Annotated in this window: 22 protein-coding genes; 11 read left to right on the top strand and 11 right to left on the bottom strand. The window is 72.2% G+C overall.

Translation table 11 applies throughout. The features are described 5' to 3' along the window. The first annotated feature begins 35 nt into the window (after positions 1 to 35). Both ACZLKG_RS10735 and ACZLKG_RS10740 read left to right on the top strand, forming a co-directional pair. Positions 36 to 1898, top strand: a complete 1863-nt coding sequence (locus tag ACZLKG_RS10735) for a DEDD exonuclease domain-containing protein (protein ID WP_425708884.1) — start codon at positions 36 to 38, stop codon at positions 1896 to 1898. A gap of 52 nt (positions 1899 to 1950) precedes the next feature. Continuing rightward, complete coding sequence (locus tag ACZLKG_RS10740; protein WP_425708885.1) at positions 1951 to 2229, top strand: Lrp/AsnC family transcriptional regulator; 279 nt, start codon at positions 1951 to 1953, stop codon at positions 2227 to 2229. 81 nt (positions 2230 to 2310) lie between these two features. Here the strand turns inward: ACZLKG_RS10740 and trpD are convergent, their stop codons facing one another. Together trpD and ACZLKG_RS10750 are read right to left on the bottom strand one after the other, a co-directional pair. Further along, positions 2311 to 3378 carry an anthranilate phosphoribosyltransferase gene (gene trpD, locus ACZLKG_RS10745; protein ID WP_425708886.1) on the bottom strand — a complete coding sequence of 356 codons (1068 nt, stop codon included), beginning with the start codon at positions 3376 to 3378 and terminating at the stop codon, positions 2311 to 2313. Then, positions 3375 to 3815, bottom strand: a complete 441-nt coding sequence (locus ACZLKG_RS10750; RefSeq protein WP_425708887.1) for a response regulator — start codon at positions 3813 to 3815, stop codon at positions 3375 to 3377. Before ACZLKG_RS10750 ends, trpD begins: the two co-directional genes overlap by 4 nt. A gap of 150 nt (positions 3816 to 3965) precedes the next feature. Here ACZLKG_RS10750 and ctaE point away from each other — a divergent pair, with 150 nt between their 5' ends. From ctaE to ACZLKG_RS10775, 5 genes are all read left to right on the top strand, one after another. Beyond that, positions 3966 to 4601, top strand: coding sequence for an aa3-type cytochrome oxidase subunit III (ctaE, locus tag ACZLKG_RS10755; protein ID WP_425708888.1), 636 nt, complete (start codon positions 3966 to 3968; stop codon positions 4599 to 4601). 90 nt (positions 4602 to 4691) lie between these two features. Then, positions 4692 to 5477 (top strand): cytochrome bc1 complex diheme cytochrome c subunit, encoded by a 786-nt coding sequence (gene qcrC / locus ACZLKG_RS10760; protein WP_463648720.1) that lies wholly within the window; start codon positions 4692 to 4694, stop codon positions 5475 to 5477. Then, positions 5474 to 6577, top strand: coding sequence for a cytochrome bc1 complex Rieske iron-sulfur subunit (gene qcrA, locus ACZLKG_RS10765; protein ID WP_425708890.1), 1104 nt, complete (start codon positions 5474 to 5476; stop codon positions 6575 to 6577). Before qcrC ends, qcrA begins: the two co-directional genes overlap by 4 nt. Next, on the top strand, positions 6574 to 8304 hold the full coding sequence (qcrB, locus tag ACZLKG_RS10770) for a cytochrome bc1 complex cytochrome b subunit (protein WP_425708891.1): 1731 nt from the start codon (positions 6574 to 6576) through the stop codon (positions 8302 to 8304). The genes qcrA and qcrB overlap by 4 nt, the downstream gene beginning before the upstream one ends. A 197-nt stretch (positions 8305 to 8501) precedes the next feature. After that, positions 8502 to 9122, top strand: a complete 621-nt coding sequence (locus ACZLKG_RS10775; RefSeq protein WP_425708892.1) for a superoxide dismutase — start codon at positions 8502 to 8504, stop codon at positions 9120 to 9122. Positions 9123 to 9272: 150 nt separating this feature from the next. On the opposite strand, the gene ACZLKG_RS10780 is transcribed toward ACZLKG_RS10775, so the two are convergent. The 7 genes from ACZLKG_RS10780 to ACZLKG_RS10810 all read right to left on the bottom strand — a co-directional run bounded on the left by ACZLKG_RS10780 (position 9273) and on the right by ACZLKG_RS10810 (position 16790). After that, complete coding sequence (locus ACZLKG_RS10780) at positions 9273 to 9752, bottom strand: cytochrome c oxidase subunit 4 (protein ID WP_463648721.1); 480 nt, start codon at positions 9750 to 9752, stop codon at positions 9273 to 9275. Next, complete coding sequence (gene ctaD, locus ACZLKG_RS10785) at positions 9749 to 11500, bottom strand: aa3-type cytochrome oxidase subunit I (RefSeq protein WP_463648722.1); 1752 nt, start codon at positions 11498 to 11500, stop codon at positions 9749 to 9751. Before ctaD ends, ACZLKG_RS10780 begins: the two co-directional genes overlap by 4 nt. After that, complete coding sequence (gene ctaC / locus ACZLKG_RS10790) at positions 11500 to 12396, bottom strand: aa3-type cytochrome oxidase subunit II (RefSeq protein ID WP_463648723.1); 897 nt, start codon at positions 12394 to 12396, stop codon at positions 11500 to 11502. Before ctaC ends, ctaD begins: the two co-directional genes overlap by 1 nt. Positions 12397 to 12596: 200 nt before the next feature. After that, complete coding sequence (locus tag ACZLKG_RS10795) at positions 12597 to 13634, bottom strand: FKBP-type peptidyl-prolyl cis-trans isomerase (RefSeq protein WP_463648724.1); 1038 nt, start codon at positions 13632 to 13634, stop codon at positions 12597 to 12599. An 86-nt stretch (positions 13635 to 13720) separates the two neighbouring features. Next, the gene (locus ACZLKG_RS10800) at positions 13721 to 14071 is read right to left on the bottom strand and encodes a HesB/IscA family protein (RefSeq protein ID WP_425708897.1); all 351 of its coding nucleotides are present in this window, start codon (positions 14069 to 14071) and stop codon (positions 13721 to 13723) included. Between the two features lie 167 nt (positions 14072 to 14238). Further along, positions 14239 to 15426, bottom strand: coding sequence for a glycerate kinase (locus ACZLKG_RS10805; protein ID WP_425708898.1), 1188 nt, complete (start codon positions 15424 to 15426; stop codon positions 14239 to 14241). 2 nt (positions 15427 to 15428) lie between these two features. Then, the gene (locus tag ACZLKG_RS10810) at positions 15429 to 16790 is read right to left on the bottom strand and encodes a dipeptidase (protein WP_425708899.1); all 1362 of its coding nucleotides are present in this window, start codon (positions 16788 to 16790) and stop codon (positions 15429 to 15431) included. A gap of 230 nt (positions 16791 to 17020) precedes the next feature. Here ACZLKG_RS10810 and ACZLKG_RS10815 point away from each other — a divergent pair, with 230 nt between their 5' ends. Continuing rightward, positions 17021 to 17653 (top strand): DUF3043 domain-containing protein, encoded by a 633-nt coding sequence (locus ACZLKG_RS10815; RefSeq protein WP_425708900.1) that lies wholly within the window; start codon positions 17021 to 17023, stop codon positions 17651 to 17653. Between the two features lie 9 nt (positions 17654 to 17662). Here the strand turns inward: ACZLKG_RS10815 and ACZLKG_RS10820 are convergent, their stop codons facing one another. Then, a complete protein-coding gene (locus ACZLKG_RS10820) occupies positions 17663 to 18580 on the bottom strand; it encodes an AEC family transporter (RefSeq protein ID WP_425708901.1) in 918 nt (305 codons plus the stop codon). Continuing rightward, the gene (locus tag ACZLKG_RS10825; protein ID WP_463648725.1) at positions 18577 to 19611 is read right to left on the bottom strand and encodes a quinone-dependent dihydroorotate dehydrogenase; all 1035 of its coding nucleotides are present in this window, start codon (positions 19609 to 19611) and stop codon (positions 18577 to 18579) included. Before ACZLKG_RS10825 ends, ACZLKG_RS10820 begins: the two co-directional genes overlap by 4 nt. Positions 19612 to 19667: 56 nt before the next feature. Between ACZLKG_RS10825 and ACZLKG_RS10830 the strand changes: the two genes are divergently transcribed. The 3 genes from ACZLKG_RS10830 to sucB all read left to right on the top strand — a co-directional run bounded on the left by ACZLKG_RS10830 (position 19668) and on the right by sucB (position 24558). Further along, the gene (locus tag ACZLKG_RS10830) at positions 19668 to 21131 is read left to right on the top strand and encodes a leucyl aminopeptidase (RefSeq protein ID WP_425708902.1); all 1464 of its coding nucleotides are present in this window, start codon (positions 19668 to 19670) and stop codon (positions 21129 to 21131) included. A gap of 180 nt (positions 21132 to 21311) precedes the next feature. Continuing rightward, positions 21312 to 22688, top strand: a complete 1377-nt coding sequence (gene lpdA / locus ACZLKG_RS10835; RefSeq protein ID WP_463648726.1) for a dihydrolipoyl dehydrogenase — start codon at positions 21312 to 21314, stop codon at positions 22686 to 22688. A gap of 28 nt (positions 22689 to 22716) precedes the next feature. Beyond that, positions 22717 to 24558 (top strand): 2-oxoglutarate dehydrogenase, E2 component, dihydrolipoamide succinyltransferase, encoded by a 1842-nt coding sequence (gene sucB / locus ACZLKG_RS10840; RefSeq protein WP_425708904.1) that lies wholly within the window; start codon positions 22717 to 22719, stop codon positions 24556 to 24558. The last annotated feature ends 72 nt before the right edge of the window (positions 24559 to 24630 follow it).

Consider the following 24630-nt stretch of genomic DNA (forward strand, 5'->3'; position numbering starts at 1 on the left):
ACCACGGTGTCGGCGTCCGTCCGTAGCCTGTCCGCGTGTCCTCGTTGCTCGCCCCGCCTCCCGGCCGCCGGCTGGTCGACGACGGCGACGCTCGAGGCGGCAGCGACGCGCAGGGCCACGGCCGCCCGTACCAGGTGGGGCTCGACGAGCTCGGCACGCCACTGAGCGAGGTGACGTTCGTCGTCGTCGACCTGGAGACCACCGGCGGGGCCGCCAGGTCGGACCGGATCACCGAGATCGGCGCGGTCAAGGTGCGCGGGGGCGAGGTGCTCGCCGAGCTCGGCACGCTGGTCAACCCCGGCATCCCGGTCCCCCCGCAGATCACCGTCCTGACCGGCATCACCACGGCGATGGTCGCGCCCGCCCCGCCGATCGAGGAGGTGCTCCCGACCTTCCTGGAGATGGCGGGGTTCGACCGCGGCTCCGTGCTCGTGGCGCACAACGCCCGGTTCGACGTCGGGTTCCTCAAGGAGGCGATGCGCCGGCACGGCCGCGAGTGGCCCGCGCCGATGGTCGTCGACACCGTGCAGCTGGCCCGGCGCGTCGTGACCAACGACGAGGTCCCCAACCGCAGGCTCGGAACGCTCGCCGCATACTTCGGGGCGACCACCACGCCCGACCACCGGGCGCTGTCCGACGCCCGGGCCACCGTCGACGTCCTGCACGCCCTCATCGGGCGTCTCACCCCGCTCGGCATCACCCATCGCGAGGACCTGCCCACTCTCGCCGAGAAGGTCCCCGCGCACCGCCGCCGCAAGGCGAGCATCGCGGACGGGCTCTCCCGCGGCCCGGGCGTCTACCGGTTCGTGGGGCCCGGCGGGCAGGTCCTGTACGTGGGGCGGGCGACCAACCTGCGCCAGCGCGTGCGCTCGTACTTCACGAGCGCCGAGCGCCGGGCCCGCATCGGCGAGATGGTCGACCTCGCGGCGAGCGTCGAGGAGATCCCGTGCGCCACCGTGCTCGAGGCGCGGGTGCGCGAGCTGCGCCTCATCGCCGAGCTCGACCCGCCCTACAACCGACGCTCGAAGCGACCGAGCAGGTTGCCGTGGGTCCGGCTGACCGACGAGCCCCACCCGCGCCTGACGATCGTGCGTTCCCTCGACGCCGCCAGGCTGGGCACGGCGCTGGGCCCGTTCGGCTCGCAGCGGGCGGCGCGGCTCGCGGTCGAGGCGCTGCAGTCGGTGGTGCCGGTGCGCCGCTGCACCGCCCGCCTGCCCGCCGTGCCCCGGGCGGACGCCCGTGCGTGCGCGCTCGCCGAGCTGGGCCAGTGCTCGGCGCCGTGCGCGGCAGGGCCCGCGCTGCTGCAGATCCGGCCCCGCACCCTGGCGACCGGGACCGAGGAGCCCGTGGACCACGACCAGGCCGTCGCCGGCCTGCGCCGCGCGCTCGCCGGTGACCTCACGGCCGTGCGGACGGCCCTGCTGAGCAGGATCGGTGACCTGGCGGCCCGGCAGCGCTACGAGGAGGCGGCCACCGAGCGCGACCGGCTGCGGGCGCTGCTCGTGGCAGCCAGGCGCACCGAGCTGCTGCGGCCGCTCGTCGCCACCGCCGAGATCGTGGCCGCGCGGGCGAGGCCGGCCGGCGGCTGGGAGATCGTCGTGGTGCGGCACGGCCGGCTCGCCGGCACCGCGATCTCTGCGCCGGGCGTCGACCCGATGGCCACCGTGGCGGACCTGGTCGCGACCGCCGAGCACGTCCCCGTGCCGACGTCGACGTGGGGAGCCGCGTCCGCGGAGGAGACCGAGATCCTCGCCGAGTGGCTGTGGCGCGGCGGCACGCGGATCGTCGACCGCACGGGGGACGTCCCGCTCGGCTCCCCGGTCGGCGGCGCCGGCTCGCTGCCCCTGCCGCCGGGACCCGACTCGCTCATCGGGGATGATGGGGGTCGGCGCCGCTGACGCCGTCCCAGCCCCGGCCCGCCCATCGGCCGCCCGACAGCCAGGAGGAGACATGCTCACCGCCATCGTCATGATCGAGGCCGACGTCGCCCGCATCCCCGAGGTCGCCCAGCGCGTCGCCGACCTCGACGGCATCTCCGAGGTCTACTCCGTCACCGGTGACTTCGACCTCATCGCCATCGCCCGGGTGGAGCAGCACGAGGACCTCGCGGACGTCGTGTCCGACCGTCTCGGCAAGATCGAGGGCGTCACGGGCACGACCACGTACCTCGCCTTCCAGGCGTACTCGCGCAACGATCTCGAGCAGGCGTTCCACATCGGGCTCGACTGAGCCCGCCAGAGATCAAGGAGTGAGCCTGGATACTATAGTATCCAGGCTCACTCCTTGATGACCGGGTGGCGTCGTCGCGCGTCAGCCGGCCGTCAGCTCGATCCAGCGGTCGAGGCGGGTGCGCGCCGCGCCGGAGTCGACGGACTCCCGGGCGTGGTCCAGCGCGATGCTCAGGCGGTCGACGAGGCCCGGGTGCTCCGCACGGTCCAGACCGGGCAGCGTGCCGTCCGCGACGAGCGCGGCCGCCGCGTTGAGCAGCACCGCCTCCCGCACCGACCCCGCCTCGCCCGCGAGGAGACGCGTGGCCACGGCGGCGTTGTAGGCGGCGTCCTGCCCACGCAGGTCCTCGACCGTGCTCGGCGCGAGCCCGAGCTCGGTCACCGCGTCGATCTCGTGGGCGACCACCTCACCGTCCGCGACCTCCCACACCTGGTTGACGGTCGTGGTGGACAGCTCGTCCAGTCCGTTGTCGCGCCCGCGGAACACGAGCGCGGACGTCCCGCGTGCAGCCAGCACGCCGGCCACCAGCGGGGCGCTGCGCACCGGTGAGACACCGATCGCCCCCGCGCGGGGCCGCGCCGGGTTCGTCAGGGGCCCGAGGAGGTTGAATGCCGTGCCGATGCCGAGCGCGCGCCGGGTGGGCGCGGCGTGCCGCATCGAGGGGTGGAACATGTTCGCGAAGCAGAAGGTCAGCCCGTTCTCGTGGAAGACCCGCTCCACGGTGGGCACGTCGAGGTCGAGGTCGACACCCAGGCTCTCGAGCACGTCGGCCGAGCCGGACGCGGACGAGGAGGCCCGGTTCCCGTGCTTGACCACGCGCACCCCCGCGCCGGCGATGACGAGCGAGGCCATCGTCGAGATGTTGACCGTGCGCAGGCGGTCACCCCCGGTGCCGACGATGTCGACGACGTCGGAGGGGACGTCGACCGGCAGCGCGTGCGCGAGCATCTCGTCCGCGAGGCCGCGCAGCTCGTCGACGGACTCGCCCTTCGTGCTCAGCGCCGCGAGGAAGCCGCCGAGGACCACCGGGTCCGTCGCCCCCGTCATCACCTCGTTCATCGCCCACGCGGTCTCCGGCGCGGACAGGTCCTCGCCCGCGACGACCCGTGCGAGCAGGTCGGGCCAGCGGACCGCGCGGCCCGACCTCACGAGAGCCGCTCGCGCAGCAGGCCCGAGAGCGCCTCCTGGAGCGCGCGGGGGTCCACGGGGTAGGTCGCGACCGCGTCCGCCTCCGACCACGTGGCGAGCCACCGGTCCTCGGGCCGCGCGATCATCAGCAGCACCGGCGGGCAGCGGTAGACGCTCGTCTTCAGCCGGCGGGACAACGACATGCCGCCCTCCTTCGGCGACTCTGCGTCGAGCACGAGCGCGTCCACGCCGCCGGCCTCCACGCGCGAGACGACCGCGTCGGCGGTCGCGGTCTCGACCAGGTCCACGAGCGGGAGGTCCCGTGCCGGACGGCGCCCCACCGAGGAGACGATCTGACTGCGTGTGGCGGAGTCGTCGGAGAAGACGAGGACGGTCATCCGCGCCTCGCCGACCTCCCCGGTCGACTCGGCGCCCTGGTCGGTCCTGGTCACGGTCATGTCCTGCTCCTCACGCGTCCGATGCTCGGCACGGCGGCCCGGCCGCACGCCCACCACATCGTAGGCCCGGCGCGGATGTGACCGTCCTGACCGGCAGGCGCGCCGACGGGAGAGGTCCGCACCACCCCTGACGTGGGCCATAATGACCAGGTGTCGTCTACCTCTGCACCCGCGCACGCACCGGGAACGGTGAACCGGCCGAACCCGCTGTCGGTCGGCGTCATCGTCTGGCTCGCCTCGGAGCTGATGTTCTTCGCCGGCCTGTTCGCGATGTACTTCACGCACCGGTCGGTCGCCGGCCCCGAGGCCTGGGCGGACGAGGCGTCCGTCCTCAACTTCCCCTGGGCCCTGAGCATCACCATCATCCTCGTGGCCAGCTCGTTCACCTGCCAGATGGGTGTGTGGGCCGCGGAGCGGTTCCAGCAGCGCCGCACCGGCGGCCTGCTCGACGTCCGCCGGTGGGGCATGAACGAGTGGTACTTCCTCACCTACGTGCTCGGCGCGATCTTCGTCGCCGGGCAGACCACCGAGTACATCGAGCTCATGCACCACGGCGTGACGATCCAGGCCAGCTCGTACTCCTCGGTCTTCTTCATCACCACCGGCTTCCACGCCCTGCACGTGCTCGGCGGGCTCATCGCCTTCCTCTACGTCCTCGGCCGGTCCTACCAGGCCAAGACGTTCGGCCACCTCGAGGCCGGATCGGCCGTCGCCGTGTCGTACTACTGGCACTTCGTCGACGTCGTCTGGATCGGCCTGTTCATCATCATCTACATCATCAGATAGCGTCGCCGGGGCGCGGCACGGAACGGTCCGGACCTGCCCCGACATCCCACGGCCCCCACCACCGAAATCACCACCGAGAGGTCGAGAATCGTGAAGGCACTCGCCGCACGCAGGAGGAGCCGGTACGCACCGGTGATCCTGCTCCTGCTCGCGCTGATCATGACGGGCGGCGTCCTCGCCCTCGTCGACGCGGGCACCGCCGACGCCACCTCAGCCGAGAGCGCCTCGGAGGACGCGGAGGCCGGCGAGCGCTTGTTCCAGGCCAACTGCGCCACCTGCCACGGCCTCGACGCGACCGGCACGGACATCGGCCCCTCGCTCGTGGGCGTGGGCGCGGCCAGCGTGGACTTCCAGATGGCGACCGGCCGCATGCCGATGCGCATGAACGGCCCCCAGGCGGCGGAGGGCAACCCGAGCTTCACGCCCGAGCAGATCAACCAGGTCGCGGCCTTCGTCGCGGGCCTCGGCCCCGGCCCCGCGATCCCCAGCGCGGAGCAGGTCGACCCGGAGCTGGGCAACGCCGCCAACGGCATGGAGCTGTTCCGCACGAACTGCGCGATGTGCCACAACGCCGTCGGCGCCGGCGGCGCCCTCTCGGAGGGCCGCTACGCGCCCGACCTGTCCGGCTCGACGCCGACGGAGATCTACGAGGCGATGCAGACCGGCCCGCAGGCGATGCCGGTGTTCAACGACGCGAACATCACTCCCGAGGGCAAGCGCGACGTCATTTCCTACCTCGTCGCCCAGCGCGACGTGTCGGTCGGCGGACTGTCGCTGGGCTCGGTCGGCCCCGTCACCGAGGGCGTGTGGGTGTGGATCGTCGGCATGGGCGTCCTCGTGGCCGCCTCGGTCTGGATCGGAGCGAGGTCCTCGTGAGCACCACCCCGCCCAACGACAACGGCAACCACGACGTGGCGCGCGCGGAGCACCGCTCGGGGGACGTCGCGGTAGACGACCGGTTCGAGAATCCCGGTCTCGAGCCGCACCGGCACCGCCTCGGCGACTCCGACCCGGCCGCCGCGAAGCGGTCCGAGGCCATCGTCGTCATCCTGCTGGTCCTGTCCGTCATCGCCTCGATCGCCGGCGTCGTCCTGTACGTCGTGCTGCCGCTGAACGCCGAGATGATGAGCGTCCGGACCTCCAACCTCGCCCTCGGTCTCGGCCTGGGCATCGGTGCGCTCGGGATCGGCCTCGCGGCCGTCCACTGGGCCAAGTCGCTGATGAACGACGAGGAGCAGGTCGAGGAGCGCCACATGCAGGCCTCCGACGCGGCGGGCCGCGCCGAGGCCCAGGAGATCCTCCGCCGTGGCGCCGCCGACTCCAACATCGCTCGTCGCCCGCTGCTCAAGGGTGCGCTCGCCGGGGCGCTGGCCCTCGCGCCGCTGCCGTTCGTGGTCCCGCTGGTCGGCAACCTCGGCCGCGACTGGGACGTCGACAAGTTCCGCCACACGATCTGGGGCGACACGCCCGAGGAGGCCGACCCCTCCTTCTTCGGCGAGACCGCCGACGGACGCGTCGGGCGCCGCCTCGCGATCGACCCGACCGGCGACCCGCTGCCGGCCGCCTCCGTCACGCGCGGATCGGTCTTCCACATCGTCCCCCACGGCATGGAGGCCGAGGAGCACTACTACGAGGAGAAGGCCAAGGCCGTCGTCATCCTCGTCCGGATGGATCCCGAGCTCCTCGTCGAGACGCCCGAGCGGCAGGACTGGAGCTACGACGGGATCGTCGCCTACTCCAAGATCTGCACGCACGTCGGCTGCCCGGTCGCGCTCTACGAGCAGACCACCCACGAGCTGCTGTGCCCCTGCCACCAGTCGACCTTCGACATGACCGACGGCGCCAAGGTCGTCTTCGGCCCGGCGAAGCGGGCGCTCCCGCAGCTGCCGATCGCCGTCGACACCGAGGGCTACCTCATCGCGACCGCCGACTTCGACGAGCCCATCGGGGCGAGCTACTGGGAGCGTCTCAAGTGACCACGACCGCCACCCCCGACGCACGGCGCGCGCCCGCGCCGACGACCCTGGCCGGCAAGACCGGCGTGGTCCTCGACGAGCGGATCGGCGCCGCGAAGCTCGTCAAGGAGTTCGCGCGGAAGATCTTCCCCGACCACTGGTCGTTCCTCCTGGGCGAGATCGCGCTCTACAGCTTCATCACGCTCATCATCTCGGGCATCTTCCTCACGATGTTCTTCGTCCCCTCGATGGGGCACACGACCTACCCCCTGGACGCCCTGCCGGTGTCCCACCAGGGTCTGGAGATGTCCGAGGCGTACGCCTCGACCGTCTACACCTCGTTCGAGGTCAAGGGTGGTCTGCTCATGCGGCAGATCCACCACTGGGCCGCCCTGCTGTTCATGGCCGCGATCGTCACGCACATGTTCCGCATCTTCTTCACGGGCGCGTTCCGCAAGCCTCGCGAGATCAACTGGGTCGTGGGCTTCAGCCTGATGATCCTGGGCCTGCTCGCCGGCTTCTCCGGCTACTCCCTGCCCGACGACGTCCTGTCCGGCAACGGCCTGCGGATCGCCGACGGCGTCGCGAAGTCGATCCCCATCATCGGCTCCTACGCGAGCTACGGGCTGTTCGGCGGCGAGTTCCCCGGCACCGACATCATCCCGCGCCTGTTCACCGTGCACATCCTGCTCATCCCGGGCCTGATCCTCGCGCTCGTCGCGGTGCACCTCATGCTCGTGGTGGTGCACAAGCACACCCAGTACCCCGGCCCGGGCCGCACCGACAACAACGTCGTCGGCTACCCCCTCTTCCCGGTGTACATGGCCAAGGCCGGCGGGTTCTTCTTCATCGTGTTCGGCGTGCTCGCGCTCATGGGCTCGCTCATGTCGATCAACAACGTGTGGAACTACGGGCCGTACGACCCCTCCCCCGTGGGCGCCGGCGCCCAGCCCGACTGGTACATGCTCTTCCTCGAGGGCTCCCTGCGCCTCATGCCGGGCGAGACCGAGGTGGTCATCGGCGGCTTCACGATCCCGTTCAACGTGCTCGTGCCCGGTGTGATCATCCCGGGGCTGATGTTCGGGATCCTCGCGCTGTGGCCGTTCATCGAGCAGCTGGCCACGAAGGACACGCGCGAGCACCACGTGCTCGACCGGCCGCGCAACGTGCCGGTGCGGACCGCGGTCGGCGTGATTATCATCGCCGAGTTCTTCCTGCTCAACGCGGCCGGCTCGAACGACATCATCGCGACGCACTTCGACCTGTCCATCAACCAGATCACCTGGGCGTTCCGGATCGGCTTCATCGTGCTGCCGTTCATCCTGTTCCCGCTGGTGAAGCGGATCTGTCTCTCGCTGCAGCGCCGCGACCGCGAGCTCGTGCTCGAGGGGCACAACACCGGTCGGCTCGTGCAGCTCCCGGACGGCTCGATGCACAGCTGGCACCGGCCGCTCGACGAGCACGAGCGCTGGACGCTGGTCGGCTACGAGGCCGGCCGCCCGCTCGTGGCGGAGCCCGAGGTCGACGAGAACGGCGTGGACCGTCCCGCGGGTCAGAAGGGCCCCGGCAGGATGCGGATCGCCCTGTCCCGGTGGTTCTACGAGGACCGTGTCGAGCCCGTCACCCCGGCCGAGCTGGCCGAGGCCGAGCAGCACCGCCACGGGCTCGTCGAGGGCACCGACCCCGCCGAGGAGCACTACGAGGAGCCCCCGCGCTCGGAGTCCAGCGCGCGGCTCATCCGCGACTGAGCCGGCCACAACCCGACGACGAACGGCGTCACCCCGAGCGGGTGGCGCCGTTCGTCGTCGGGCCCTGACACGCGCGTGCGCCGGATCACGGAACGGGGAACAATAGGGAGCACGTGCTGTTGCACCCAGTGAGCGGGCCGGCGGCCCGTGAGCACGACAACCCCGGCGAACGGCCGGAGAGACGATGGAGGACACGCATGACGTACACGCTTCCCGAGCTGCCCTACGACTACGCGGCGCTCGAGCCCCACATCAGCGGCAAGATCATGGAGCTCCACCACTCCAAGCACCACAACACGTACGTGACGGGTGCCAACACCGCGCTCGAGAAGCTCGCCGAGGCCCGGGAGTCCGGTGACCTCGCCGCGGCGCCGAAGCTCGAGAAGGACCTCGCGTTCAACCTCGGCGGACACATCAACCACTCGATCTTCTGGAAGAACCTCTCCCCCGAGGGCGGCGGGCAGCCCGAGGGCGAGCTCGCCGAGGCGATCAAGGACTCGTTCGGCTCGTTCGAGAAGTTCCAGGCGCACTTCACCGCCGCGGCGACCTCGATCCAGGGCTCCGGCTGGGCCGTGCTCGCGTACGACTCGGTCTCGGGCCGCCTCGTGGTCTTCCAGATGTTCGACCAGCAGAACAACGTGCCCGTCGGCACGCTGCCGCTGCTGATGCTCGACATGTGGGAGCACGCGTTCTACCTCGACTACCTCAACGTCAAGGCGGACTACGTCAAGGCGTTCTGGAACATCGCCAACTGGCAGGACGCCTCGGAGCGCCTCGCGAAGGCCACGGCCAACGCGAGCGGCCTCGTCGTCGCCTGACGGCCCTAGAACGACACCACGACGGGCCCGCACCCCTGGCTGGGGGTGCGGGCCCGTCGGTCGTTCCTGGGGCTCCCGGGGGCCCGGAGACGGCTCGGGCCCGTGCCCCTCGACGGAGCACGGGCCCGGTCCGGCGGTCGCCCCGCGGTGTCAGTGCGCGTGGATGCCGCGGTTGAACTCGTACATCTGACCGGCCACGCCCACCAGCGCCACGACGAGCCCGAGCCCGGCGATCCACCATCCCGCGGCGATCCCGAGGAAACCCAGGGTCGCGGCGACACCCAGCACCAGCGGCCACCACGACTGCGGCGCGAACTGGCCGATGTCCCCGGCACGGTCGGCGATCTCGGCGTGCGGGTCGTCCTCCCACCGCGCGGCGGCGTCGGTCGTACGGGCGGTGAGCCACAGGTAGAAGGCGATGAAGCCGTTCATCCCACCGAGCAGCAGGAACCCGACGGTGCCGACCGACTCGAAGTCCGCGACCGCCGCGTAGACCACACCGCAGAGCGTGAAGAACACCGTGAGCGCGGCGAACATGACGATCTCGACCCGCATGGGCCGGATCCTCGTCTGCTGCTCCTCGACACCGATCGGATGCGTGTCGCTGCCGTCGGGCATCTGTGCGGTCATCGCCGCTCCTCCAGTCGGGTGGTGGACGGCCCGCCCCTGCCGGCGGCCGCCAGCACGGCCTCGTCGGGAGCGGTGTGCTCCATCGCCGTGACCTCGGGGTGGTGGAGGTCGAACGCCGGCCGCTCGGAGCGGATACGGGGCAGGGACGTGAAGTTGTGCCGCGGCACGGGCGAGCCGGTGGCCCACTCGAGGGAGTTGCCGAAGCCCCACGGGTCGTCGACGAAGACGGTGCGCGGCCCGCGCATCGTCACGTACACGTTGATGAAGAAGAAGATCGTCGAGCTGGCGAGGATGAACGCGCCCACGGTCGAGATCTGGTTGTAGAGCTGGTAGCCGTCCTCGACCATGTAGTCCGCGTAGCGCCGCGGCATGCCCTGGGCGCCCAGCCAGTGCTGCACGAGGAACGTCGTGTGGAAGCCGATGAACGTCAACCAGAACGTGATCTTGCCGAGCGTCTCGTTGAGCATCTTGCCGGTCCACTTGGGGAACCAGAAGTGGATGCCCGCGTACATCGAGAACACGACCGTGCCGAACACGGTGTAGTGGAAGTGCGCGACCACGAAGTACGTGTCGTGGAGGATGAAGTCCAGCGCCGGGGAGGCGAGGATGACGCCGGTGACGCCGCCGAAGACGAAGGTCGTCATGAACCCGAGCGCCCACAGCATCGGCGTCTCGAAGGTGAGCTTCCCGCGCCACATCGTGCCGATCCAGTTGACGAACTTCACGCCCGTGGGCACGGCGATGAGCATCGTCATCAGCGAGAAGAAGTCGAGCATGACGCCGCCGGTGGTGAACATGTGGTGCGCCCACACGGTCATCGACAGGGCGGCGATCGCGATCGTCGCGTAGACGAGGGTTTGGTACCCGAACACCGGCTTGCGGGAGAAGACGGGGATGACCTCGGAGATGATGCCGAAGAACGGCAGCGCGATGACGTAGACCTCGGGGTGGCCGAAGAACCAGAACAGGTGCTGCCACAGGAGCGCGCCGCCCGCCTCCGGGTTGAAGATCTGGCCGCCGAGCACGCGGTCGAAGCCGAGGCCGAACAGTGCCGAGGCGAGCACCGGGAACGCCATGAGCACGAGCAGCGAGGTCACCAGCGTCGTCCACGTGAAGATCGGGACGCGCATCATCGTCATGCCCGGCGCGCGGTAGCAGATGATCGTCGCGATGAAGTTGACCGAGCCGAAGATCGTGCCGAAACCGGTCAGCGCGATTCCGACGACCCACAGGTCCCCGCCCAGGCCGGGCGAGAAGGCCTCGGTGGACAGCGGCGTGTAGGCGGTCCAGCCGAAGCTCGCGGCGCCCTGCGGGGTGAGGAAGCCGCCGATCGCGAGGAGCCCACCGAACAGGAAGAGCCAGTACGCGAACATGTTGAGCTTGGGGAACGCGACGTCCGCGGCGCCGATCTGCAGCGGCACCATGATGTTGCCGAACGCCGTGAACAACGGCGTCGCGAACAGGAACAGCATGATCGTGCCGTGCATGGTGAAGAACTGGTTGTACTGCTCGGCCGACTGCAGCATGAGGCCCGGCGAGAACAGCTCGAGCCGCATGACCAGTGCCAGCAGGCCGCCGATCGCGAAGAACGCGAACGCCGTGACGAGGTACATGTAGCCGATGACCTTGTGGTCGGTCGACGTGATCCAGGAGACGAAGAGCTTCCCCATCGACTGCTTCCGCGGCCTCAGACCGGGGACGCCCTCACCCTCGCCGGCGTGGGCCGGCTGCTCGATCGTCGTTGCCATCAGTTGCCCTCGCTCGCGCTCTCGACCGGGTACCGGGGCAGGTCGTAGTTACGGCCCAGCTCCGGGGGCAGGTCGCCCTCCCACCCGTTGTCCCGGTACTCCTGCATCATCGCGTCGTACTCCTCCTGGGGCACGACCGCGACGTTGAACAGCATCTCGCTGTGGAACTCGCCGCACAGCTCGGCGCACTTGCCCGAGTACACGCCCTCACGGGTGGGGGTGACCTCGAAGCTCGCGGTACGGCCAGGGATCATGTCGACCTTGTAGAGGAAGGCCGGGATCCAGATCGAGTGCGCGACGTCGCGGGAGTGGACGATGATCTCGGCCGTCTGGCCCTCGGGCAGGTACAGGGTCGGGAGCGTCTCCTCGACACCCTCCTCGCCCGTCAGGCTCATCCGGTCGCCGGAGAAGTAGACGCCGTCCGTCGTGTAGACGAAGTCCCAGCTCCACTGCTTGCCGTAGATGTTGACGACGAGGTCCTCCTCGGCGTCGGTGTCCTGCATCGTCGCCGTCGACGCCTGCGAGAAGTAGAAGAGCGTCCCGACCAGGAACACCGGGATGACGGTGAACATCATCTCGAGCGGCACGTGGTAGCGGGTCTGCACCGGGAGGCGGTCGTCGTTCTTGCGCTTGCGGTACACGACGATGCAGACGAGCGTCATGATCCAGACGGCGGCACCGACGGCGAGCGCGGCCAACCACGTCCCGTTCCAGAGGCTGATGAGCTGGTCGGTCTTGTCCGTCATGTCCCGCGTGGACGGCAGGAAGCCGACGTCGAGACCCATCCCCTCCTCCGAGGGCCCGCGGTCGCCGGCGCAGCCGGCGAGCAGCACGCTCACGAGCACGGCCGCGGCGAGGAGCGGCGTGCGCCGCTTGTGGGACTGAGTACTGCGCACGGTGGACCTTTCCCGACGTCTTGACAGCTGGGCCGGTCGTCCACGCACAGGTGGGCTGGTCAGCCCTTCGGCACGTGGAACCTCGGCCCGTAGCGGCCACCTTACCCCGCCGTCACGACGGTGCGTCGCCATCGTCCGAATGGTCCGCTCCCGCGTGTTGCACCCGGTGGGACGGGCCGTGCGACTCCGCGTCGCTCGGGTCAGGAGGCGCTCTCGGTGGGGCTCTCGCCGGACCCCGACTCCGAGCCGGACTCCGAACCGGACTCGCCGGGCATCCCCTCGATCGGGGGCCCCTCGACGGCGCCGACGACGTCGAAGACGAAGGCCGAGGCCGGGACGCCCTGCTCGGCAAGCGCCGGGGCGAGGACGACGACGCGCGAGCCGACCGGGACGCCGGTGAGCTGGTCGGCCACGCTGCCCGCGCCGACGGCCTGGGACATGACGGAGCCGAGCTCCCAGGTGGACTCGGTGGTGGTGCCGTCCCAGGAGGCGGCCGCGTACTGCATGATCACCGTGCTGCCCGGCGTCTCCGGGACGGGCTCCCCCGAGCCCTCGGCGATGACGTGCGCGGTCATCTCGGTGGGCTCCTCGGCGCCCTCCTCGACCGTGATCGTGGCCGGACCGCCGAGCTCGCCGTCGATCGTCACCGGCAGCTCGGGCGCGGGCTCCACCGGCGTCGCGTCGGGCTGTGCCTGCGCGTCGGGGGCGAACGTGTCGACGACGTCGACGACGAAGAGCAGCGTGTCGTCACCCTCGATGCCCGCGCCGGGCTGTCCCTGCTCGCCGTAGCCGTCCTCGGGCGGGAGCGAGAGGACCACCCGGTCGCCGACGTGGGTGCCGGTCAGGCCCTCCTTCCAGCCGGGCACGACCTGGTTGAGGGAGAACGCGCTGGGCGCGCCCCGCTCGTAGGAGGAGTCGAACACCTCGCCGTCCCAGATCTGACCCTGGTAGTGCGCGACGACGACGTCGTCCGGACCGACCTCGGCGCCGTCGCCCTCGACGATCACCTCGGACTGGAGGGTCGCGGGCGCGCCGCTGCCCGGGAACTCCACGACCGGGGTCTCGCCGATCTCGGTGCTCACGGTCGGCAGGTCCTCGCCGGGCGGGGTCGCCGACTCGCCCTCGCTCGCCTGCTCCGACCCGGACTCGTCGGAGCCCTCGTCGGAGCCGGTGCAGCCGGCGAGCACGAGGGACGCCCCGAGCAGGGCTGCGGTCACGAGTCGGGTGGGTCGGCGCACAAGGTCTCCGTCAGGTTCGGTGGCGTGGGGTCGTCCGGGCAGCACGACGGCGCGCCGACGTGTGCGTCGGCGCGCCGTGGCAGGTGTCAGTGGAAGGAGTCGCCGCAGGCGCACGAACCGCCCGCGTTGGGGTTGTCGATGGTGAAGCCCTGGCGCTCGATGCTGTCGGCGAAGTCGATCGACGCGCCGTCGAGGTAGGGGGACGACATCTTGTCGACGACGACCTCGACGCCGTCGAAGTCGCGGAGCAGGTCCCCGTCGAGGACGCGCTCGTCGAAGTGCAGCTGGTAGATCAGTCCGGAGCAGCCGCCCGGCTGCACCGCCACGCGCAGGCGCAGGTCGTCACGCCCCTCCTGGTCGAGCAGGCTCTTGACCTTGGCGGCGGCGCCGTCGGTCAGGATGACCCCGTGGGTGGCGTCGATCGTCGTGTCCGTCATGGCACGTCCTTCCTCAGGTTCTCGTCCCGGGCCCACCGGGGCGTGGCAGGGTCAACGCGGATCGGTCCCGCGCTGTTCCCGCGGTCCCAGGGTACGTCCACGCCTGCCTCCTCCGGGAGAGGCGGATCCGTCACGTCGCGCGCGGCAGCCCCCGCGCGCCGCGGGCCTCAGGGCCGCGACCACGTCCGAGCAAGGCGGGTGCCCCGGTCGACGAGCGCCGACCGCAGGGCCGCCGGGTCGTCCGCGGCGGGCGGCTCGTCCGGGTGCCGGCCCGGGACCAGGGCGGCGCTCGCGGACACGCCGGCAGGCGCGAGCTCCCGACGCGAGGACGTGACGGTGCGCCCGACGGCCACGACCGGGAGCGCCCGGGTCGCGGCGGCGCGTCCGACGGTGGCCATGACCGACCGCCGAGCCTCGTCGGGGCCGACCTCGCCGGCCGAGGTCACCACGAGACCGACGCCCGCCAGCCGGTCGAGCGCCACGCCGAGGCCGAGCTCGCTCGCCACGACGTCGGCGCCGTCGAACGCCCGCGCACCGAGAGCGAGGAGCGCGAGCGCGGTGCCCCCGCCCGCGCCGCCTCCGTCTGTGCGCGTGGTCAGCCGGCTCGCGGGCGCCCCCTCCCCCGTGGTCCCGTGGCCCGCGTGGCCGCCGCCCGCGTGTTCGTGGCCCGCATGGCCGTGCCCGAGCAGCGGCAGGGCGGTGCGCCCGCGACGATCACCGGCGGACCGGAGGATGCGGTCGGCCGTGCGACCGGTGCGTCCGTCGAGCTCCTGCGCCCGGGCGGGATCGATGCCGTGCCGCTCGGCCAGCTGCGCTCCTGTGCCGTGCAGTCCGGTCAGGGGCTCGTCCACGGCGAGGGCGAGGACGACGTCGAGCCCCTCGAGCCGCTCGGCCGCCCGCGGCACGTCGTCAGGGCCGCCGCCGAGCTCGGTGAGCAGCCCGGCACCGGCGTCGTGCACCCCGGCCACGCCGAGCCCGACGACGACCCGGCCCGCTCCCGAGTGTGCGGCGTGCGCGAGCAGTGCCCCGAGCCCCGCGCTCGTCCCCTCCTCCAGGCACTCCGCGACCCGGCCGGGGGCGAGGCGGGCGCCGAGGACGTCGTCGGCGTCGATCCAGACGGTCCGCCCGGCACGGACCAGGCTCGCGGGGACGGGCTCGCCGAGGGGGCCCGGAACCACGACGATCTCCCGCCCACCCGGCGGCAGCACGTCCAGGACACCGGCGGAGCCGTCGGACAGGGCCAGCTCCTCGAGCTCGTCGTCCGGGCGCTCCGCCGCCCAGCCCTGCGTCAGCGCGGCCGCCACCTGCACGGCCGGCAGCGCCCCGACCCGGTCGACGGCGAGCAGCACCCGCACGGCTAGACGACCCCGCCGAGCCGCGCGAGCAGGAGCGCCTCGGCGAGGACCGCCCGCGCGTGCTCGCCCACGTGCAGCGACTCGTCCTCCGAGTGGGCGCGGGACTGCGGGTCCTCCACGCCGGTGACGAGGATCTGCGCCTGCGGGAAGACCTCCTTGAGGTCGGCGATGAAGGGGATCGACCCACCCATGCCCTGGTGGACGGGACGGGTACCCCAGGCGCGGGCGAGCGCCCACTCGGCGGCCTGCAGCGCCGGGCCGTCGCCCGCGCCGTCGAACCCGGGTCCCGCCTCCACCACGGTCGTCGTCACCTGAGCGCCGAGCGTGGCGTGGGACTGCAGGTGGTCGGTGAGGGCGCGGGCCGCCTCGGCGGGGGCCTGACCGGGTGCCACCCGCAACGAGATCGCGGCGCGCGCCGCCGGGATGAGGGTGTTCGACGACGTCGCGACGGGCGTGGCGTCGAGGCCGATGACGGCGATCGCCGGCATGTTCCACAGCCGGCCGGCGAGCGGTCCTGAGCCGGCGAGCCGCACCTCGTCGAGCATGCCGGACGAGGCCCGGAAGTCCGCCTCCGGGTAGTCGACGAGCTCCGCGTCCGAGGTCTGCAGCCCGGTGACGGCGACGTTGCCGTCGTCGTCGTGGAGCGTGGCGATCAGGCGGGCCAGGGAGGTGACGGCGTCGAGCGACGGTCCGCCGAAGAGACCGGAGTGGACCGCGTGGTGCGCCACGCGGACCTCGACCTCGACCTGGACGACGCCGCGCAGGCTGGTCGTCAGCGCCGGTGTACCGATCGCCCAGTTCGACGAGTCGGCCACGGCGATGACGTCGGCGGCGAGCGCGTCGCGGTGCTGCTCGAGGAAGTCACGGAAGGTCGGGGAGCCGATCTCCTCCTCGCCCTCGACGAACACGGTGACGTTGACCGGCAGGTCGTCGCCGAGGATCCGCAGCGCCCCGACGTGGGCCATGATCCCTGCCTTGTCGTCGGCCGCGCCCCGGCCGTAGAGGCGGTCGCCGCGGACCTCGGGGACGAACGGGTCCTCCGTCGACCAGGCGGCCGCGTCGCCGGGGGGCTGCACGTCGTGGTGCGCGTACAGCAGCACGGTCGGTGCCCCGGGGACGCCCACCTTGTGCCCGAGGACGGCGGGGCGGGAGACCGCGCCACCGGGCGTGGTCGCCTCGGCGATCCGCACGTCCTGCATCCCGGCACCGCGCAGCAGGCCCGCCACCGCCTCGGCGCTCACGCGCACGGCCGACTGGTCGAACGCGGGGTTGGAGACCGAAGGGATGGTCACGAGCTCCTGTAGCTCGGCGAGCACCCGGGGGTAGTCCTGCTCGGCGCGGGCGATGAGGTCGTCGATGTTCACCCCTCGAGGTTAGCGACCCAGCGCCGGTCCCCCACGCGCCGTGCCTCGAGCAGAGACGTACCCTCCCCGCTCGATCCGTCCCTCGAGCTGCGACCTGCCCTCCCCGCTCGATCCGTTCCTCGAGCTGCGACCTGCCCTCCCCGCTCGATCCGTCCCTCCCGCCCCGAGCTGTGCCTCGGGCCACCGGGCCGCCCGGCCCGGCGCCGGCGGGCGTCCACTATCCTGCTGGGGTGAGAGTCCGCCGCACCGACGCGTCCCCCGAGGCACCCGAGCACAGCGAGGGCGCCGACGACCTGGCCGCGGACGAGCGGTCGGCGCCGGGCGCCACGCCACGCAAGGGCCGCCCCACCCCGACGAAGGCCGAGGCCGCCGCGCGCAACCGCCAGCCGCTGGTCGTCAACGACCGCAAGGCGGCCCGCAAGCGCGCCAAGGAGCAGCGCAACAAGAACTTCGCGCTCCAGCAGCAGGCGATGCGCACCGGCGACGAGCGCTACCTGCCCGCCCGTGACCGCGGCCCCGTGCGCCGCGCCGCGCGCGACTGGATCGACTCCCGCTTCCTGCCCTCGCAGATCTTCCTGCCCGGCGCGTTCGTCATCATGCTCGCGATGCTCGTCGTCGGGCAGTTCCTGCCCGGGTACGAGGCCGCCATCGTCATGGCGATGTACCTCCTGCTCGTCCTGTCGATCATCACGTCCGTCATCGCGGTGCTCATCCTCAAGCGGCGGCTCGTCGCCGAGCACGGCGACCGGTACGTCAAGGGCACGGTCTGGTACGCCTTCATCCGCTCGATGTACCCGCGCTTCCTGCGCCAGCCCAAGCCGCAGGTGCGCATCGGCGGCGGGCCGGTGCAGCCCAGGCAGTAGCGGGCGGGCTCAGCCCAGGATCGCGGCGATCCCGACGATCGCCGGGAACGAGAGCAGGGTCGTCACGACGATCCCGTCGCGCGCGAGGTCCTCGCCGCGGCCGTACTCGCCGGCGATGACGAAGACGTTCTGCGCCGAGGGCAGAGCACTGACGACCGCGACGGCGAGCGTGGCCGAGCGGTCCAGACCGAGGGCGAGAGCGACCCCGACCGCCACCGCGGGCATGGCCACGAGCTTGACGACCGTGATCCAGGCCACCTCGCGCCAGCGGCCAGCACCGATCGACGGGCCGAGCCGCAGCGAGACGCCGAACCCGATGAGGATCGCCGGGATCGTCATCGACCCGATCATCTCGAGCGGGGTGGCCAGGACCGTGGGCAGGTCCCAGCCGGTGGCGGACAGCACCACCCCGAGGGCCGTCCCCAGCAGGAGCGGCTGGACGAGGGTGCGCGCCGCCGCACGCACCGGACCTCCCCCGGTCCCCGGCCGGGACCGCTCGAGGACGGCGATCATCAACGGCTGCACGAACAGCAGCTGGATCAGCACCATCGGCACGATCGCGGACGCGTCACCGAGCGCGAGGATCGCGAGCGGGAGCCCGAGGTTGAGGGCGTTGACGAACCCCACGAGCGAGGAGGCCACGGTGGTGCCCACGAGGCCGTGACCCCACACGAGCCGTGCAGGAACCGCCACGAGGGCCATGCCGATGACGACGGCCAGCAGCTGCGCGAGCGCGCCGACCGAGACGATGTCGGCAAGGTCCGAGTCCCCGACGACCCCCACGAGCAGTGCAGGGGCCGCCACCCAGAACACGACCTTGCCCAGCGCACGCTGGACGGAGACGTCGACGATCCGCAGGTGCGCGAGCAGGAAGCCCGCGCCGATGATGACGCCGATCGTGCCGAAGGCGTTGAGGACCCCGGTCATACGAGTCGGGAGAGCCGTCCCGGCAGCAGCGGTCCCTGCTCGACGAACGCGGAGTAGACCTGGATGAGGTCCGCCCCGGCGCCGAGCATCGCGCGGGCGTCGTCGACCGAGCCGATGCCGCCCGTGCCGATGATCGTGGGCCCCGGTCCCAGGCGGTCGCGCAGCCGCGCGACGACCGCGCGCGACCGGAGCGTGAGCGGCGCTCCCGACAGCCCGCCGGGGCCGAGGTCGTGGTCGATGGTGGTGTTCGTGGCCGAGACGCCCGCGAGGTCGAGGTCCCCGGCGAGGTCGGCGACGGCGTCGACGTCCTGGTCCGCGAGGTCGGGGGCGATCTTCACCAGGAGCGGCACCCGCCGGTCCGCCGCGTCGTCGGCCACCGCCCGGACGCCGCGCAGGATCGGGCGCAGCTGCTCGACGGACTGCAGGCTCCGCAGGCCCGGCGTGTTCGGCGAGGACACGTTGACGACCAGGTAGTCGGCCCAGCGCGCGAGCACCCGGGCGGAGCGCTCGTAGTCGTGGGCCGCGTCGTCGACGGGCACCACCTTGGACTTGCCGATGTTCACCCCGACGACGACGCCACGCCCCCGGCGGGTCGACCGCAGCTCGCGCAGCCGGGCGGCGAGCGCGTCGGCCCCGAGGTTGTTGAAGCCCATGGCGTTGCGCAGCGCGTGCAGCTCGGGGTGGCGCCAGGCGCGGGGCCGCGGGTTGCCCGGCTGCGGGTGCGCGGTGACGGTGCCGACCTCGACGAAGCCGAAGCCGAGCGCGTCGAGGCCGAGCACCGCGCGACCGTCCTTGTCCATGCCGGCGGCCAGTCCCACGACGGAGGGGACCTGGCGCGCGAGCGGGCCGTGCGGTGCCGGGGCGACCGGGACCGCGGGCCGGCGCCCGAGCGTCGCAGCGAGCAGTCGTCGGGCGGGCTCGAGGCGACCGGCGAGTCCGATCGCCCGCACCGCGGCGACGTGGGCGTCCTCGGCGTCGATGCGGGAGATGAGGTGGCGGTAGGCCGCGGGGTACGGGTCGGGCAGGGGCACGCGCGCAGCGTAGGCGCCACGTCACCGGGGGCGCATCGGCGTCCTACCCTGGGGCGGTGACCACACTCGATCTCAGCCACAAGTCCGCGACCTCGATCACGGCCGACGTCGTCGTCGTCGGGGTCGGCACCACCGCCGACGGACCCGCCCTCGTCGGGGGCGACGCGCTCGGCAGGCACGCCGGGGCGCTGACCGGCCGGCTCGCCGCGCTCGGCGTGACCGGCCGAACCGACCAGGTCGTGCGCGTCGCCGCGCCCGACGCGTGGAAGGCGCCCGCGGTCGCCCTGACCGGCGTCGGTCCGGTCGACGACCTCGACGCCGAGGCGCTGCGCCGCGCGGCGGGTGCCGCCGCCCGCTCGCTGACCGGCGTCGCGCACGCCGTGCTCGCCCTGCCCGCCGACGAGCCGTCCCGCGCGGGCGCCGTCGCCGAGGGGGCGCTGCTGGGGGCGTTCGCCGTCGGTTCGTACCGCTCTGAGCCGGAGGCCCCGGTGGCCCGCCTGACGCTCGTCGCGGGCAAGGGCAAGGAGGTCGACGCCGCCGTGTCCCGCGCCGGCGTGGTCGCCGCCCACGTCAACGCCACCCGCGAGCTCGTCAACGCCTCGCCGGGCGAGCTGTTCCCGGCCTCGTTCGCGGACCGCGCCAAGGAGCTCGCGAGGAAGACCTCGATCAAGGTCCAGGTCCTCGACGAGGCCGCGCTCGAGGCGGGCGGCTACGGCGGCCTGGTCGGCGTCGGCAAGGGGTCGCCCCGCGGGCCGCGCCTCGTCACCCTCACGTACTCGCCGAGGCGTCCGAAGGGCCGCTACGCGCTGGTGGGCAAGGGCATCACCTTCGACTCCGGCGGTCTGTCGCTCAAGCCGCCGAAGTCGATGGAGACGATGAAGTCCGACATGGCCGGGGCGGCCGCGGTGCTGCACACGGTGCTGGCTGCCGCCGAGCTCGGGCTGCCCGTCGCCGTCACCGGCTACCTGCCGCTCGCCGAGAACATGCCGAGCGGTACCGCGCAGCGTCCCTCCGACGTGCTCACCCAGCGCGACGGGACGACGGTCGAGGTGACGAACACCGACGCCGAGGGCCGTCTCGTGCTGGCCGACGCCCTCGTTGACGCCGTGGCGGCCTCCCCGGACGCGGTGCTCGACATCGCCACGCTCACCGGCGCCCAGGTCGTCGCGCTCGGCGACCGCACCGCGGGGGTCATGGGGACCGACGCCGCGCGCGAGCAGGTCGTCGCCGCGGCCCGGGCGGCCGGCGAGGACGCCTGGGCGATGCCCCTGCCGCCGGAGCAGCTGGACGGGCTGAAGTCCCCGGTCGCCGACCTCAAGAACTCCGGCGAGCGCGCCGGGGGCATGCTCACCGCGGGCGTGTTCCTCCAGCAGTTCGTCGGCGAGACCCCGTGGGCGCACATCGACATCGCGGGCCCCAGCTACAACTCCGCCGCCGCGTACGGCTACACGCACGTGGGCGGTACGGGGTACGGGGTGCGCACGATGCTGTCCTACCTCGAGGCCCGCTCGGCCGCCTGACTCCGACGCAGCGGGCCCTCGCCGAGCGTCGGGGGCCCGCTCCGTGACACGATCGACCCGAAGGCGCCCCGAGGCCCGGCTCCCGCGTGCGAGGCGGGCCGCGCCGGGCGACTACGGTTGGACCTGTTGACATGGCGGTCCCGTCAGGTGGACCGCCGAGCCTGCGGCAAGGAGAGGCACGTGGCAGACCAGGAGTACGACATCGTCATCCTCGGAGCGGGCAGCGGCGGTTACGCCGCAGCCCTGCGCGGGGCGCAGCTGGGGCTGAGCGTCGCGCTCGTCGAGGCGGACAAGCTCGGGGGCACCTGCCTGCACCGCGGCTGCATCCCGACCAAGGCGCTGCTCCACGCGGCGGAGGTCGCGGACGAGATCCACGGCTCCGAGCACGTGGGCGTGAAGGCCTCCTTCGAGGGCATCGACATGCCCGGCGTCAACGGCTACCGGGACGGGGTCGTCGGGAAGCTCTACAAGGGCCTGCAGGGCCTGGTCTCGGCGTCGTCGATCGAGTACGTCACCGGCTGGGGCACGCTGGTCGCGCCCAACACCGTCGAGGTCGACGGGCGTCGCCTGGTCGGCCGCAACGTCATCCTCGCCTCGGGCTCGTACTCGAAGTCCCTCCCGGGCCTGGAGCTCGGCGGCCGCGTCATCACCTCCGAGCAGGCCCTCACGCTCGACCACGTGCCGAGCTCGGTGGTCGTCCTCGGCGGCGGCGTCATCGGCGTCGAGTTCGCGTCGGTCTGGAAGTCGTTCGGCGCGGACGTCACCATCATCGAGGGGCTGCCCAACCTCGTGCCCAACGAGGACCCCGCGGTCTCCAAGGCCCTCGAGCGCGCCTTCCGCAAGCGCAAGATCGCGTTCCACACCGGCGCCCGCTTCTCCGGCGTCACGCAGACCGACTCCGGCGTCACGGTGACCACCGAGGACGGGAAGTCGATCGAGGCCGACTACCTGCTCGTCGCCGTCGGCCGCGGCCCGGCCACCTCGAACCTCGGCTACGAGGAGCAGGGCGTGGAGATGGACCGTGGTTTCGTCCTCACGAACGAGCGCCTCGCCACGAACCTGCCGAACGTGTACGCCGTCGGCGACATCGTCCCCGGTCTGCAGCTGGCCCACCGCGGATTCCAGCAGGGCATCTTCGTGGCCGAGGAGATCGCCGGGCTCGACCCGGTCGTCATCGACGAGGCGGGCATCCCCAAGGTCACCTACTGCGAGCCGGAGGTCGCCTCCGTGGGGCTCACCCAGCCGCAGGCCGAGGAGACCTACGGCAAGGACAACGTCGAGATCGTCGAGTTCAACCTCGCGGGCAACGGCAAGTCACAGATCCTGCGCACCACCGGGTTCATCAAGCTGGTCCGCGAGAAGGACGGGCCGATCGTCGGCTACCACGCGGTCGGCACCCGGGTCGGTGAGCTCGTCGCCGAGGGCCAGCTCATGGTCAACTGGGAGGCCTACCCGGAGGACGTCGCCGCGCTCGTGCACGCCCACCCCACCCAGAACGAGGCGGTCGGCGAGGCAGCGCTCGCGCTGGCCGGCAAGCCGCTCCACTCGCACAACTGAGCCCGCGCCCTAGGAGAAAGCACACATCATGTCTGAAGCCGTGAAGATGCCCGCCCTGGGCGAGTCGGTCAGCGAGGGAACGGTCACCCAGTGGCTCAAGGCCGTCGGGGACACCGTCGAGGTCGACGAGCCGCTGCTCGAGGTCTCCACCGACAAGGTCGACACCGAGGTGCCCTCCCCCGTGGCCGGCACGATCGAGAAGATCCTCGTCGAGGAGGACGAGACCGTCGAGGTCGGGACCGACCTCGTGATGATCGGCGACGGCTCCGGCGGCGGGTCGGACGACGCACCCGCCGACGAGGCCCCCGCCGAGACCGACGAGGCCCCCGCCGAGGCTGAGGAGCCTGCCGAGCCGGAGTCCGAGGAGCCTGCCGAGGAGCCCGCTGAGGAGGCGCCCGCCGAGCAGGAGGCCGAGGAGGCCTCGGAGTCCGCTCCGGCGTCCGCGTCCACCGGTGGTGGTGGGGGCCAGGAGGTGACGATGCCCGCGCTGGGCGAGTCGGTCAGCGAGGGAACCGTCACCCAGTGGCTCAAGGCCGTCGGGGACGAGGTCGCCGTCGACGAGCCCCTGCTCGAGGTCTCCACCGACAAGGTCGACACCGAGGTCCCGTCCCCGTTCTCGGGCACGCTCACCGACATCAAGGTCGGCGAGGACGAGACGGTCGAGGTCGGGGCCGTGCTCGCGATCATCGGAGGCGACGCCGACTCGTCCGCCGCCGCGCCGGCCGAGGAGGCCGCCCCGGCACCGTCGAAGCCGGCCGAGGACAAGCCCGCCGAGCAGCCGGAGGACGAGCCCGAGCCCCCGAAGGAGAAGGCCGCTCCGCCGGCCCCGCCGGAGGACAAGCCGGAGCCCCCGAAGGAGAAGGCCGCTCCCCCGGCCCCGCCGGAGGACAAGCCCGAGCCCCCGACGGAGAAGCCAGCCCCGCCCGCGGACGCCGCCGGCGCGACCTCCTACGTGACGCCGCTGGTGCGCAAGCTCGCCCGCGACCTCGGCGTCGACCTCGACACGGTCTCCGGGTCCGGCGTCGGCGGCCGCATCCGCAAGCAGGACGTCGAGGCCGCCGCCGAGGCGGCCAAGGCACCCGCGGCCGCGTCCGCCGCTCCGGCCGGTGCGCCCGCCGCCAAGGCCCCGACGACGGTCCCGCCGGCGTCGACCCTGCGCGGCACCACGGAGAAGATGTCCCGCACCCGCAAGGTCATCGCCAAGCGGATGATGGAGTCGATGCAGACGACCGCGCAGCTGACGACGGTCGTCGAGGTGGACCTCACCCGCATCGCCGACCTGCGCACGCGGGCGAAGTCGACGTTCCAGGCCAACGAGGGCGTCAAGCTCACGTACCTGCCGTTCCTCGTCAAGTCCGCGACGGAGGCGCTCAAGGCGCACCCGAAGCTCAACGCGCAGATCGACGGCGAGAACGTGATCTACCACGACGTGGAGAACGTCGGCATCGCGGTGGACACCGAGAAGGGCCTCATGGTCACGGTCGTCAAGGACGCCGGCGACCTCACGCTCGGCGGCATCGCCAAGCGCATCGCCGAGCAGGCCGACCGGGCCCGCACCGGCAAGGTCACACCGGACGACGTGAGCGGAGCGACCTTCACGGTCACCAACACCGGCTCCGGCGGCGCGCTGTTCGACACGCCGATCGTCAACCAGCCCGGCGTCGCCATCCTCGGCACGGGGACCATCACGCGCCGCCCCGTGGTCGTGAAGGACACCGACGGCAACGAGGCGATCGCCATCCGCTCGATGATGTACCTGGCGATCAGCTACGACCACCAGCTGGTCGACGGCGCCGACGCCGCCCGGTTCCTCCAGACCATGAAGGCACGCCTCGAGGAGGGCTCCTTCGAGGGCGACCTCGGTCTCTGACACCGGCAGCACCGGCGGGCCCCGTCACCCCTGCGCAGGGGGTGACGGGGCCCGCCGTCGTCCGCCCTGCGG

This window comes from Georgenia sp. Z2081 (genome assembly GCF_055326445.1).